The sequence below is a fragment of the Anabaena sp. FACHB-83 genome (assembly GCF_014697485.1).
GTDB lineage: Bacteria > Cyanobacteriota > Cyanobacteriia > Cyanobacteriales > Nostocaceae > Nostoc_B.
Map to the genome: position 1 here is coordinate 258779 of NZ_JACJRY010000001.1, position 12425 is coordinate 271203.

The following is a 12425-nucleotide window of genomic DNA, read 5'->3' on the forward strand; positions in this document are numbered from 1 at the left end:
CGCTACACCCAACCTAATATGCTCTTAACTGAACCGTATTGGGTTAAAAGGTTTATTTCTATCAATCCCTGAATTGTTTAATTTGTGATTATTTGAGTCTAAGTAGTTTTTAACTTTCTTTAATACAAACTAAACAATCGAGGGATATTCACTAGTACCGCTACCCAGAAGTCAAAATTCAACAGTTAAAAAGCCTATAAAACAAGCTTTTTACTAACTTGAAATGGTATCTTTATGTTCGCTGCGTTGTACTAGTTAGCTCAAGGTCTATTTAAAAATTGTGTAGATAGACAAGCAACTAAAAATCAGCCATAGGAATGTCACTGGGTAATCCATATACGAATTCTTCAAACATAATTTTCTCCAGTTCCAAGTCTGTGTCATCTAATATTACTAAGTTATTTTCGCTGACATTAATATTAGAATCCTGAATATTTAAAGTTTGGTACTGGAATGCAGCATCATCTTGGGTAAAAGATGGCTGTTTGAGAGTTTTGTGCGGGGATGTTGCAGTTTTCATGGTCTTCTCCTTGGTAGTTGCACCGAATTCTATGTTGTTAAAATTGCTGACAAAATTTCAGTTTTGTTTTTTAGGAAGTTAGCCGTTGATTACTTAGATTGACCTGCGCTTATTGACAGTTTTAGCGGCTTTAAAACATTCTCAATCTCCTCATCTGTTATGTAAGCTTCTGATGGTGGGCTAAAACGCAATAAAGCAGCTTGGTAACAAGCTTGTACCACGCGATCGCGCTCTTGATGAGTTAGCCCTGTAATCATCGCCACCGTTTCTTGAACGTGCTGTACCTCTGTGGTGCTAATGGCACTATGTACACGTAGACAACGAGTGGCATTGATTCCTGGTGGTAGTAATGCTTCTACTTTCTGGATGTAAGCTTCTCCTATACATGTACCCAGGCGTTCTGCTGTATAGGAATAGCCTACACAATCAATTGGATCTGAATCCTCGGCGCTTTGAGCAAAATAATCCATCAATGCTTTAGCCGCAGGCGGATAAAATGCTCCGACAACAGCTTCAGCTTGATACCCCATTGAGCGAATGTCTCGCAGTGCAAGTATATCGTGACCTGCTTCTTCTCTACCTTTTTGTTCTGCCCACTGTGACAAACTCTGACGATTGGTTGCAGCAAAACGCGATCGCGCTTTTTCCATGAGTCTTGGTGTTGAATGACACAAATGGTAAAAACCAGCAAGTCGCCATACCCAACGTGTAGGAGTTAAAGCTGGTGGTCTTCGCTCAGATTTGACGGCGTGCCAAGCAGATACGATGGCACGATCTAAAAATTTCTGGGTTTTATTTAAGATATCTGCATCAATTCTTGCTGGAGTGGAGGAATTACTACTACCTATCGAAGTACTGTTGTCTGCCTTAGCCTCTCTTTTTTCCGGCTGAATAGATGCCAATTCAAGCTCATTTAAAAATGGATTAGGCATAGTTCGTTGTATAATCTCCTATCTGCCAGTATCTTAAAGGATAATTATGCTAATGCGAAATCTGTGGATGATTCGACTATAAAAAGACTCAACCGCCCCAATTATGATAATTTTTTCTAAATTTTGCTTGGATTCACTAATAAAACTGGGTTCTCAAAGGCTAATTTCTTTGCTTTTAAATTCAATTTTGGAAAAACGAAGATAAGTAAAAGCTTAACTTTAAGCTCAAAATCTTGATTTTCACTGGTCAAGATGTTTCACTCTTGGCAATATCTTAGTTAGCCTCCATACACATTAAAAAATGATGGATAGAACAGCTGCGCTTGGATTTTCTAGTTTTCCAACCTCCAGTAAAAAACAAATAGTCAAGCAAATAACTGTGGACTTGACTCCAGACGAAGCTCAAACGCTAGAGAAATATTGTGGGCAAACAGGCCAAGCAATCTCGAATGTGATTGAGGAACTCATTCGAGGCTTACCTGTGAGCTAAGTTTTTCACTTCAACTCTTTAATTTAGAGTTGAGAAAATTATCAAGACAACGGTTTGCAACACAGACCGAACTGCAATCCTACTCAGACCTTGTAGTAGCCAATCCGCGAATCAGTTCTCTGATGACATCTGTTGCTGGCCTTCCTGTCTGGTCACAATACTTTTCCAGGTTCTTCGCTTCGTTTAGTGCTAGGTTGATGGTTATTCGCTTGACCGCCCATTTTTTATTCATGCTATCAGTCTGGTTGTATTAGATAAAACTACGAAAATTTTCATTTATTTCGACCATTCTCTTGTCTTAACTATGCGTTTCGGCGTAATTAGACAGAGATTTTTTATCTGTTTGAAATTAGTTAAGAAAAGCATTTGTCTGCTTTCATCAGCTATCTTCAGACAAGATAAACAAGTTTATTTGCATTGCTATGAGTCTTAGTGTATAACCTGCTCATAACCTCTTTGTTTTTTCCTGGTATTTAGGCCAAGTAATAAATTTCTTATTGAGAATATTACCACCCAAGTCAACTATCAGCCAAATATGATGTCATCACAAGTTGTTGTGAAACTCAGGAGAAAAATGCGACCAATTCTTGCTGTTTTATAGATTTAAAATGGCAAAATCAGCCCGAAGTAAAGATATAAGCGCAAAAGTAAGGTTGAAAATGGAAAAATTACCTACCAATCCATTTTAAATCTCTCAGAATACCTATTACGGCTGTTTTTAGTTCGGTACTGAAGTTATGCCTGAAGTATTTTAGTTAAGTTTTTTAAATAAGAAACAAATATTATATTAAATAATTTGATAAAATATCCCCGGTATTGATACCAGGGATATTTTTAATCATTCATGAATGCAAACAGAACAAGGGTTACGTAAAGATTAAGCTTCCAGATAGATAAACAAAGATAAATTTGTTACATTTGCATCTAAAAAAATCCCCAATAATACTAAGATAAGCATCTGAAAAAACTTGGGAATGTTTTGGATGATGTTTGAGTAATGCTTAGTTGTTGCTTTTTAAAACTCCTATTTCCTGTTGCATTGGTAAAACATCCAAAATATCAGTTTGGGAGCAATATTTCAGGTCTTCATGACATTCAAGGCGTAATAATCGTTTGCCGTGACTAGCATGATGAAATAATCCCAACAAGTTATCTTGCCACTGGGTGTAAAGAGCGATCGCACCAATCAATTCATCATTACCAGCTAATTGATCTGGGGAGACTTGAGTTTTTTCGAGGATACTATGAGCGATCGCACCTGCACAAACTGTATCTTCTAAAGCAAAACTCCCTTCCCAACCAGAACCAACAATCCAGACTGTTTCGGGCTGTTTTTCTAACAGAAAATCTACTATGGCAGCGCGGTTAATTAAAGCGGCTGCTAATACAGATGGAGAGTTTTGGATTCGTTGTAAAGCACGAGTACCGTTAGTCGTACTAATAAACAAGCGGCGACCATGTACTAGTTCTGGTGTACAGTCTAGGGGAGAGTTACCAAGTTCAAAGCCAGTGACTTTAGCTCCGCCACGTTCTCCAGCTCTTAAGCGTTTTTCTACTGGCCATTGTTCGCTAACTTCGATGAGCTTTTCTAAATCACTGAAGACTTGTACTGCTTCACCGCCAGCCGCTAAGACTGTGGCAATTGTACTAGTGGCTCGCAAGACATCAACTGCGATCGCGCAGTCTGGAATTTCATCTTTAGGAGTTAATTCCGGAGTGTGGTATAAGAATAACTTCACGCGCTGGATACACCTGCTCTAAATATTATTATCGAGATACATTCTAATTTGTGTTAACAACCATAATGACAATTTAAGCAATAGGAATTTTTCGGGGTTATGGCAAGACATTGGCCAATGAGGGCAAATATCCTTGACTTTAACTGTTATTTAACTGTTGTTTAAGATGGCGAATCGCCGCACTAGTATTACGTTGATAAGCAATTTGTACACACTGAGCAATGACGCTGTGCAGATCCAAGCCTGGAAAATAGCGACTCTGGGTTTGCAGTTGGTAAATACTTCCCTGTAATTGGTAAATTAATAACTGCTGTTTTTTGAATAGCCACACTTCTGGCACACGATAAGGCAGATAATCTTCCACATCGGAATAACTAGTGACATCAATTTCAATTACCAAATCAGGCGGGGGATCTTGTCGCCAGTCAATTCGCTTTTTACCGGAAACAGCTTGCCAATTATCAATGTAAAAACAATAGTCAGGCTCAATGCCACTTTCTTCCGGTAGAGTCATCGTCACAGGGGTAAACGCATCATATTCCCTGCCATCATGATCTAAAAGTGTGACAACAATATTGGCAATTAAATGAGCATCTCGTCCATGTACAGGCAAAGGTGACATTAGTAATACTTCTCCATCACGATATTTAATGCGGGGAATTGAGCCATCTCCCCGTTGTTCACAAAGGCGCTGATACTCTTGCCAAGAAGCAGGTAGGCGCACCACAGAACCAGCAGGTAATTGAATTTTGTCAGTTGAGACGAGGGCATACATAATTGCAGATCCTTTGAGTGGTAGTGAAGGACAATGATTATGAAGATTTGCGATGGTATTTTCAGAGATGCGATCGCTTGATTGATTTAATTGAATTAGGTATGTAAAAAACAAGGGATATATAATAACTCTACCTTGGTCAATCAAGAGGGGAATTTTGCATCAAATCTGCCAATGTAAACTCTAGGATCTAAAATCGACATGGCACCTTTACCCGATTACCGTCCAAAACAACTGTCTGTAGGCCCTTTGGAAGCAGAAATTTTAAATATTGTCTGGGAGCTTGGTTCCGCGACAGTTAAAGATGTACACGATCGCATTTTGGCTGATCCTAACCGAGAATTGGCTTATACTTCTGTCACCACAGTGCTGCGTCGGCTCACCGAAAAAGGCTGGCTGGCCTGCGATAAACAAGGAAGAGCTTTTTATTGGCGACCTTTGCTGAGTAAACAACAGGCGCAGGTGATTAAAGCTCATGATCAACTACAACGCTTTCTCGCAGTGGGTAATCCCGATGTGATTGCGGCCTTTGCTGATAGTCTGGATGAAACAGCCCAAGCGCAAATCGAGGCCATAGCCAAGCGGATTCAAGCTGCACGCCAAGCCAGGGAGGAACAATAAATGCACCTAATCATGATTTTGACGGCTGTAGCAGTTTCTTGGATATTAAGATGCTCTTGGGTGAATAGTCCGGGTAATTGGAATTTACGCTGGCGGAAAGCTTTATTTATCTTTTTGTTTCCGCCATTATTGCTATTTATGACTGCGATCGCTCTGCTGTGTATGGGGCCGCAAGGTAAAATGGGCGGAGTCTACACAGGCTGGTTGAGCTATGATTTAGCGTTTGTCATTCTCGGCTATTTTGCTGTTTTGTGCATAAAACTCGCCATCCAAGGTTGGCAATCTGTAGAATCTGCCCGTCATGCTCCCTTGATTAATCTTGATGGTAAATCAGCTAGGCTAATTAACACACCAACGTTGTTTGCTGGTCAAATTGGTTTTTGGCAACCAGAACTAGTAGTTAGCCAAGGATTACTCCAAAATCTTTCACCTGCTCATGTTGAAAGTGTCTTAGCCCATGAGCAAGGACATCATTATTACCGCGATACATTTTGGTTTTTCTGGCTGGGTTGGGTGCGTACTTGCACCGCTTGGCTACCGAATACAGATGCGTTGTGGCAAGAATTATTAGTGTTGCGCGAACTACGTGCGGATAGTTACGCGGCTGCTCAAGTTGATCCACTGCTGTTAGCAGAATCGTTAGTGTTGGTTGTGAGTCAAACTTCTGTGTTACCGGAATCTGAGGTTTGTTGTGCGGCTTTGGGTAGTAGTTTAGGCGATCGCTTGGAACAACGAATTGATGCTTTACTTGCACCACCAGAACCAAAATTAGCGATGAACTGGCAGTCTTGGCAAGGATTTATCTTAGCGTTTATCCCGTTATTTACTGTCTTATTTCATACATAAAGCATGGAGTTGCTTGCAGAAATAATATTTTTACTCTCACCCCAACTAGAGACGTTGTATACAACGTCTCTAAAAATTTGAATATAAAGCGTTTAACACTGTCACCTGTCCCCTGCTATATATACAGAATTTTTTATTGAAAATTTTTTTGAAACCCTTACACTGTCAAGGTTTCACGTCTCCTGTATCTGCTGAAAGAGCCACTATTTCAAACTTGGGGAGGATGTAAGTGATACTCTAGTTTTATAGTGTCTTAAGTAGTGTTGCGTAAAAAAGGAACATATACTCATGCTTATATTAATGCAGGCAGCAGATTCAGTAGCAACAGGCGGAGGTCATTTCCCCCTGGCTTTTACATTGGTTTATGTAGTTGGGTTTATTGCTGCTGTCACCATTGGTTCTATTGCTTGGTACAACTCTAAACGCCCAGTTGGTTGGGAAAGTAAAGAACGTCCCGACTTTGTACCCAAAGTAGACAAAGAAGAAACTCCCGGTATTGGTGAACCGAAAGCATAGTTGGTCAATAGTCAACAGTCAATGGTCAATGCTCAAAGTTTTAGATTGAGAAATCTAGACTTTTGACTTTTGCCTTTGGACTCTTGACTATAGACATTAGAGCATTAATTCTGTACCTCGACCCAACGACGATAAAGCGTTTGAATTTGTTTAAGCAACGCATTATGAACTGGTTGTTGGGCAGAATCTTGTTCAGCTAAGTCCTGAATTTGTGTTAGGAGTCTAGCTTCTTCGGTTGCGACTTCGCCATCGCTATAAATTAAGCCACTAATAGCTTCAATCAGACTTTCGCAATCTTCCAAGCTTGGGCGATCGCCTAAATATTCTTTCACCCAGGCGTAACACTCTTTGGGTTGCACGGGTACTAATTCGTACAACCAAGGCTTAATTTCTGGATCGGTAGCCAAACCTTTAGCTTGGGCAATTTCGCGGAGATACTGTCGTTCCTCTGGTTGAATTATCCCATCAATCCAAGCTGCTCCAATCAAGATTTTAACTAAGTTCTTTACATTGGAATCAGTAACCATTGCTGCCTCCTGTGGGAGATTGGGGCTTCCATCAAATGGTACAATCCCTGGCAGTAATCACCCTGAATCATTAGTTTTTCTTAAGCGCACCATGAAAAAGCCGTCCATATCCCAACGGTGCGGCCAGACTTTCAGCCAGCCTTGGGGTGTGGAATAAATAGAGTAGGGTGAACTAGGTTCGAGAGGCTCAATTTGCCATTGGGGATTTTCTGCTAAAAATTCCGAAATTACCGCTTCATTTTCGGCTGGATGCAGTGTACAAGTAGCATAAACCAGCACGCCACCGTTTTTGACAAAATTTGATGTGTGGGAAAGTAATTGCTTTTGTAGCTGTGAAAGTTCTTGGCTAGATTCTGGTGTTTGTCGCCAACGTGCATCGGCGTGGCGGTGTAAGGTTCCTAAACCCGAACATGGAGCATCTAGTAACAGGCGATCGCCAATATTGTAAAATTGCGGCAAGTTACGACTGTCGCCAGTACAAATTTCAATTGATTGCAAATTGAGTCGCCGCGCATTTTCTTGGAGTTTTCGCAATCGGGAATCAGTGCGATCGCAAGCCCAAATTTTACCTTGATCCTGCATCAACTCTGCAATGTGTGTTGTTTTCCCTCCAGGGGCGGCACAGGTATCAATCACCACTTCACCCGGTTGGGGGTCGAGTACATGACTCACCAGTTGGGCGCTTGCATCCTGCACAACCCACCAACCTTCAGTAAACCCTGGTAAATTTTGCATCGCACCAGGACTGCTAATTAACCGTAAAGCTTGGGGTAAATTGGGGATTCTTTGAGCTAAAACTCCCGCCGATTCTAAAGCTGTGGCTACTTGCTCTAAATTGGTGCGGAGTGGGTTGATGCGTAAATCGATTGTCGGTGTTTGGTTCATCCATTCACAGAGTTTTTCGGTTTCCGCAACACCAATTTGGTCTAACCAAACTTGAATTATCCAGTCGGGTAAACTATGCAAAATCCCCAAACGTTCCACGGGGTTATCTGGTAACTGCAAAGGTTCGGGGGATTTTTCTGCAAGACGGATGTATTGACGTAACAAACCATTGACAAAACCCGTGAGTCCCGAAAAACCATTTTCCTTAGCGAGTTCCACGGTTGTATTCACTGCTGCTGAAGGGGGAATGCGTTCTTGGTAGCGGAGTTGATAAAAACCGAGATGTAGAATGGTACGTAGTTCTGGTGGTTGTTGATGAGCTTTTTTCGTGGCGAGTTGGTCAATTAAAGCATCGAGGGTGCGTAATCTGCGGACACTGCCATAAACTAATTCTGTCGCTAGACGGCGATCGCTATCTGGCAATTTAAATTTTCGCAACACTCTATCTAAGGCAACATCAGCATAAGCCCCTTTGTGAACATCTCGCAAAGCCACAAAAGCTATTTGGCGGGGGTTGGTCATAAGTTTTCATTTACCCCCGTTGACTTGGCAGGGCTGTATTATTCTATCAGCATGGTACACACAAATCGAATCGCCTTAAACCAAAAACCCAGTCGGTATGACTGGGTTTTTGATGGGGTAATTTTCCCCTAGTTATTTATAGAAGTTATTTATAAGTTGCTTGACTAATAAGGACTACACCGCCTAAATTACAAATTCCAGAAAACACTAGATAAGCTATTAAGCACTTAGTTTGCAGTTTAGACCGCAGGGGAGCAGAGGGGCAGAGGGGCAGAGGAGAGAGTTTAAGTCATTTATGTACAATTTCAATAGTGCAGCTTAAATGCTGATTAGCTTACACAAAGTTTAACCGCCCTACTTTCTCTGTGGCTTCGGGCGTATAGTAAAGTTATGCTGCAAATTAAGAATAAAATCATCATCCCCGATAGCGAACTCGAAATTAGCGCGATTCGTTCTCAAGGAGCAGGGGGTCAAAACGTCAATAAAGTTGCTACAGCCATTCACTTACGCTTTGACATTGAAGCTTCATCACTACCCGTTTTCTATAAACAGCAACTTCTCAAGCTCAACGACCGACGCATAACTCAAGATGGAGTTGTTGTCATCAAGGCTCAAGAACACCGTAGCCAAGAACAAAATCGGGAAGAAGCTTTGCAACGACTCAAGCAACTCATACTCAGCGCAGTTGTGCTGCCCGAAATCCGCAAACCCACCAAACCAACTCGTAGTTCTCAAAAAAAACGTCTTGACAGTAAAACTAAGCGTAGTCAAATTAAGTCAATCAGAAGGCAGGTAATTGATTAAAATCTGATGCAGCCTGGGAAAAGTGCGGATATCGCTCCTTTTTCTTCTAAGAAATTGCAGATGCAGAGCGATCGCAGTCTTAGAGACATCAATTACACTCATTAAGCTATCTGGCGTAGATATAGCAATAGTTTCCAGCTATCTTGCCCCTGGTGACAGCTTTGCTATATTTAGGCCAATTTCAGTCGAAATTACGCTAAAATTTTTTCGGAATTAAGAATTTAATTTTGACCGCTACTGATATTTGAATTTTTTAAAATAGGAAAATTCAATGGACGATAACAATTCTGTATGGCTTTCTATATGGTTGATGTATATATCAGTAATTTTTAGCTCTCTTACTCTTACGCTAACGCAGAATACTTACACACCACCAGTAGATACTTATATTGCACCACCAGTAGATACTTATATTGCACCACCAGTAGATACTTATATTGCGCCACCAGTAGATACTTATATTGCACCACCAGTAGATACTTATATTGCGCCACCAGTAGATACTTATATTGCGCCACCAGTAGATACTTATATTGCGCCACCAGTAGATACTTATATTGCACCACCAGTAGATACTTACATTGCGCCATCTAACCCTTAAGTCAAAGCTTTTTCTTGAAGCAAGGCATCACCGTGCAGCAAGCCCGAAAAGGTATCGTCTTACAAAAATAGTCCTAGTAGTCAAGGCGCATTTTGCCGCCATACGTCGTCTGAAAATCATACTCAGACTATGTTTCAGAAAAAATTTGACTTTCATTCAACAATTAGGATTTGACAGGCCCGCTCCGCTACTTTTATTCGTACCATTTGAACCCATCTAATTTTTAGAAGCTGAAAGGGGTAAAAGTAGCGAGCCTGTCATAAGCCGCCACGCAACGCCTGAAAGCATTGTTCCGTATGGATTACAAAAATAAAATAGCTCTTTAACTCGAAATTCTCAGAAAAAGCTTGTTTTTGCAGTACCAATTGACCTTTAAGTTATTTGGCACAGACTTTTGTCACGTAGCCACAAGGGTTTCAGGCTCTAAAAAATGGGATTGTTTAATTGCTACAGCCCTTCCTAAAGTATTTTGGTACGTCAAATGCTGTCGGCATCTCAAAACCGAGGAAGTTTTCTGAAATCCTTATAATGTAAGATTTTCAGGGCTTGAATCTGCTGTATTGCGCCAGAATTCAGAATTGAATTCTGGCGACTGAATTCTTTGTTACTCAAGATTAAGAGCTAAGAGGATCTACACTGCGGATTTCAAACTCACAGGCTCTTGATACTAAATCTGGTGGTAACTTATCGAAACTTACTAGCGGTAAATGAGAAGCATCTTTAACTAATTCTTTCGCTAATAAGAAACCTGCAATTGTCCAGGTTTGATACTTTCTTGCTTGTTTACCAATTAATCGGCCTTTTTTACCATCGTAATATTCTGGCCATTCATCTTCACCAATGCGGGCTTCTGCAATGGCGATCGCTTTTTTTGCCAAACTGGTTCTATTAGTTTTCATGGCTGCTGCTGTTAACATCCACATCAGCACAGGCCAGCTACCAGCATTATGATAAGACCAAGGTATGTTTTTCGGGTCACATCCAGTTACAATTCTGTACTCTTCATCTTCTATCGCTGGGAAACAGATTTTCATCGGCATATCTCCGACTAAATCGTCCCATCTTTTCTCAATCAGATTCATAATGGCTTGTGACTGTTCTTCTGTGGCTAAATCAGAAATAATCGCCATCAAGTTACCCAAGGCAAAAAAGCGCGTATCTAACTGAGATGGCCCGACATTCCCAGCCAGATAACCGCCTTTTTTGGGTAGCCATTTATCTAATTCATAATAGGGAATTGAGTCTACATAAATGTTAAATAGATTCACCGCCGCCTTGCCATATTCTTCACCTTTGAAGCGATAAATGGCATTTAAGCGATTAATATCTATCCAATAATGCTGGCGAATATGTCCGCATAAAAGTGGTAAACGATTATCAATTGCCATCACAATATCTTGATTACCTTGGCAAATTAATAACTCCCGTGCTGCCCTGAGTGCTGTGTAGAATAAAACTTGTATTTCGAGAGGATGGCCATATATACCCATCCGACGATCAATCATACAAGCACCGTCGGGAACTAACAGTGTTGGGTACATATCAAAACGATTCGCCAAACAAATTTCCATAATCAACCGAATGCCATTTTGAAATTCTGGCTGATAAGCTATGGAAAAATCTTTTGTCGCTACAACATAAGCACGCAACAAAATAATCCACCACAGACAAGAATCTACAGGTGTGACTCTGGCGATCGCATGTTCCCCAAAATCTGCTTCTAAATATTCTTCGCCATTCTCGACAACAACTTTAAAGCTGGCCGGAATTAAACCTCTCCCTGGCTTATAAGCATCTAATTGCCGTTCTTTTGGTTGTAACTTTAAAGTTTCTTCCAAAAAGTTACGCACAATATCTGTTCTACCTTTAGCAAGAAAAATTAATGCTGAAGAGACAAAATCTCGAACAAAACACTGGTCATAATTAAGTGCTTCTACAGAATTATCATAAGCGGCAACTGTACCAATCGGTCGCCCTCGATAATATAGAATCGATTTTTCTAGTGCTTCCCATGCGGCTTTTTCTGTAATTTCATCTGTTAATAAGTTCTCTATTTGCATTGTCAAACAAACTCCTTATGGGATGTATTTTTGTGGTAAATGCTCCTGATTTGCTGATTTTCTGCCATCATCATAACAAAGAGCCTTTAAGAAACGACAGAAATGTTATCTTCTTAAAGTTGATTTTTGCTGATTATAATTAACAGTTTTGTAGGAATTTAAATGCTGATTAATTTACAGCAATTCAATGATAATTTTTATGAATTGCCTGGGAAAATACTCCTGAAAATCTGGAGACAAGATATAGTCTGAGATTAATTACGTTCTTTTTCTATGTAGAACCATTTATATCAATCAAAATATATCTCGTAAGCTATTTAAAGCCTCTATTATTTTCAGTATAATTACGGATGATAATTGGGTTTTGGAAATGACAATTTTGATTTCCCCTACAAATTAATAATTTATAACCTTTTGTAAGAATCTGCAAGATAAATTGCTATAAAAATTAAGATGTCAATACCTCAAAAGAGGTATAAACACCTGACTATAGTTAGATTTATTAACTAAATAAGTACAAGAAATTGAGAAAAAATACTCAATTTTCTGCAAAATTTATATCATTAGTAGAGAACAGGTTTGAAAGC

14 protein-coding genes are annotated in these 12425 nt (G+C 40.1%); 6 read left to right on the forward strand and 8 right to left on the reverse strand.

Features of this window, described 5'->3' with window-relative positions; genetic code table 11:
- Positions 1–298 precede the first annotated feature (298 nt).
- Both H6G79_RS01065 and H6G79_RS01070 read right to left on the reverse strand, forming a co-directional pair.
- Positions 299–520 (reverse strand): hypothetical protein, encoded by a 222-nt coding sequence (locus H6G79_RS01065; RefSeq protein WP_190587991.1) that lies wholly within the window; start codon positions 518–520, stop codon positions 299–301.
- An 89-nt stretch (positions 521–609) separates the two neighbouring features.
- A complete protein-coding gene (locus tag H6G79_RS01070; RefSeq protein WP_190587992.1) occupies positions 610–1452 on the reverse strand; it encodes a hypothetical protein in 843 nt (280 codons plus the stop codon).
- 301 nt (positions 1453–1753) lie between these two features.
- Here H6G79_RS01070 and H6G79_RS01075 point away from each other — a divergent pair, with 301 nt between their 5' ends.
- A complete protein-coding gene (locus tag H6G79_RS01075) occupies positions 1754–1942 on the forward strand; it encodes a CopG family transcriptional regulator (RefSeq protein WP_313933864.1) in 189 nt (62 codons plus the stop codon).
- A 79-nt stretch (positions 1943–2021) separates the two neighbouring features.
- On the opposite strand, the gene H6G79_RS36570 is transcribed toward H6G79_RS01075, so the two are convergent.
- The 3 genes from H6G79_RS36570 to H6G79_RS01085 form a co-directional block, all read right to left on the reverse strand.
- Complete coding sequence (locus H6G79_RS36570) at positions 2022–2174, reverse strand: CopG family transcriptional regulator (protein WP_062289322.1); 153 nt, start codon at positions 2172–2174, stop codon at positions 2022–2024.
- A gap of 769 nt (positions 2175–2943) precedes the next feature.
- Positions 2944–3681 carry a 2-phosphosulfolactate phosphatase family protein gene (locus H6G79_RS01080; protein WP_190587993.1) on the reverse strand — a complete coding sequence of 246 codons (738 nt, stop codon included), beginning with the start codon at positions 3679–3681 and terminating at the stop codon, positions 2944–2946.
- Between the two features lie 139 nt (positions 3682–3820).
- Positions 3821–4456, reverse strand: a complete 636-nt coding sequence (locus H6G79_RS01085; RefSeq protein WP_190587994.1) for a Uma2 family endonuclease — start codon at positions 4454–4456, stop codon at positions 3821–3823.
- 201 nt (positions 4457–4657) lie between these two features.
- Between H6G79_RS01085 and H6G79_RS01090 the strand changes: the two genes are divergently transcribed.
- The 3 genes from H6G79_RS01090 to psb35 all read left to right on the forward strand — a co-directional run bounded on the left by H6G79_RS01090 (position 4658) and on the right by psb35 (position 6439).
- Positions 4658–5077, forward strand: coding sequence for a BlaI/MecI/CopY family transcriptional regulator (locus H6G79_RS01090; RefSeq protein ID WP_062289328.1), 420 nt, complete (start codon positions 4658–4660; stop codon positions 5075–5077).
- On the forward strand, positions 5078–5923 hold the full coding sequence (locus H6G79_RS01095; RefSeq protein ID WP_190587995.1) for a M56 family metallopeptidase: 846 nt from the start codon (positions 5078–5080) through the stop codon (positions 5921–5923).
- A 288-nt stretch (positions 5924–6211) separates the two neighbouring features.
- Positions 6212–6439: a photosystem II assembly protein Psb35 gene (psb35, locus tag H6G79_RS01100; RefSeq protein ID WP_190587996.1), complete on the forward strand. Its 228-nt coding sequence runs from the start codon at positions 6212–6214 to the stop codon at positions 6437–6439.
- A 104-nt stretch (positions 6440–6543) separates the two neighbouring features.
- On the opposite strand, the gene H6G79_RS01105 is transcribed toward psb35, so the two are convergent.
- Together H6G79_RS01105 and H6G79_RS01110 are read right to left on the reverse strand one after the other, a co-directional pair.
- A complete protein-coding gene (locus tag H6G79_RS01105) occupies positions 6544–6966 on the reverse strand; it encodes a TerB family tellurite resistance protein (protein WP_190587997.1) in 423 nt (140 codons plus the stop codon).
- A 57-nt stretch (positions 6967–7023) separates the two neighbouring features.
- Positions 7024–8373 (reverse strand): 16S rRNA (cytosine(967)-C(5))-methyltransferase, encoded by a 1350-nt coding sequence (locus H6G79_RS01110; RefSeq protein WP_190587998.1) that lies wholly within the window; start codon positions 8371–8373, stop codon positions 7024–7026.
- A 390-nt stretch (positions 8374–8763) separates the two neighbouring features.
- Here H6G79_RS01110 and arfB point away from each other — a divergent pair, with 390 nt between their 5' ends.
- Complete coding sequence (arfB, locus tag H6G79_RS01115; RefSeq protein ID WP_190587999.1) at positions 8764–9177, forward strand: alternative ribosome rescue aminoacyl-tRNA hydrolase ArfB; 414 nt, start codon at positions 8764–8766, stop codon at positions 9175–9177.
- Between the two features lie 271 nt (positions 9178–9448).
- Positions 9449–9778, forward strand: coding sequence for a hypothetical protein (locus H6G79_RS01120; RefSeq protein ID WP_190588000.1), 330 nt, complete (start codon positions 9449–9451; stop codon positions 9776–9778).
- Between the two features lie 614 nt (positions 9779–10392).
- On the opposite strand, the gene H6G79_RS01125 is transcribed toward H6G79_RS01120, so the two are convergent.
- On the reverse strand, positions 10393–11838 hold the full coding sequence (locus tag H6G79_RS01125; protein ID WP_190588001.1) for a glycoside hydrolase 100 family protein: 1446 nt from the start codon (positions 11836–11838) through the stop codon (positions 10393–10395).
- Positions 11839–12425 lie beyond the last annotated feature (587 nt).

Excerpts from the sequence above, each read along its gene's own strand:
- H6G79_RS01065 (WP_190587991.1), bottom strand. The coding sequence starts at position 520 with ATGAAAACTGCAACATCCCCGCACAAAACTCTCAAACAGCCATCTTTT.
- H6G79_RS01070 (WP_190587992.1), bottom strand. The coding sequence starts at position 1,452 with ATGCCTAATCCATTTTTAAATGAGCTTGAATTGGCATCTATTCAGCCG.
- H6G79_RS01075 (WP_313933864.1), top strand. The coding sequence starts at position 1,754 with ATGATGGATAGAACAGCTGCGCTTGGATTTTCTAGTTTTCCAACCTCC.
- H6G79_RS36570 (WP_062289322.1), bottom strand. The coding sequence starts at position 2,174 with ATGAATAAAAAATGGGCGGTCAAGCGAATAACCATCAACCTAGCACTA.
- H6G79_RS01085 (WP_190587994.1), bottom strand. The coding sequence starts at position 4,456 with ATGTATGCCCTCGTCTCAACTGACAAAATTCAATTACCTGCTGGTTCT.
- H6G79_RS01090 (WP_062289328.1), top strand. The coding sequence starts at position 4,658 with ATGGCACCTTTACCCGATTACCGTCCAAAACAACTGTCTGTAGGCCCT.
- H6G79_RS01095 (WP_190587995.1), top strand. The coding sequence starts at position 5,078 with ATGCACCTAATCATGATTTTGACGGCTGTAGCAGTTTCTTGGATATTA.
- psb35 (WP_190587996.1), top strand. The coding sequence starts at position 6,212 with ATGCTTATATTAATGCAGGCAGCAGATTCAGTAGCAACAGGCGGAGGT.
- H6G79_RS01105 (WP_190587997.1), bottom strand. The coding sequence starts at position 6,966 with ATGGTTACTGATTCCAATGTAAAGAACTTAGTTAAAATCTTGATTGGA.
- H6G79_RS01110 (WP_190587998.1), bottom strand. The coding sequence starts at position 8,373 with ATGACCAACCCCCGCCAAATAGCTTTTGTGGCTTTGCGAGATGTTCAC.
- arfB (WP_190587999.1), top strand. The coding sequence starts at position 8,764 with ATGCTGCAAATTAAGAATAAAATCATCATCCCCGATAGCGAACTCGAA.
- H6G79_RS01120 (WP_190588000.1), top strand. The coding sequence starts at position 9,449 with ATGGACGATAACAATTCTGTATGGCTTTCTATATGGTTGATGTATATA.
- H6G79_RS01125 (WP_190588001.1), bottom strand. The coding sequence starts at position 11,838 with ATGCAAATAGAGAACTTATTAACAGATGAAATTACAGAAAAAGCCGCA.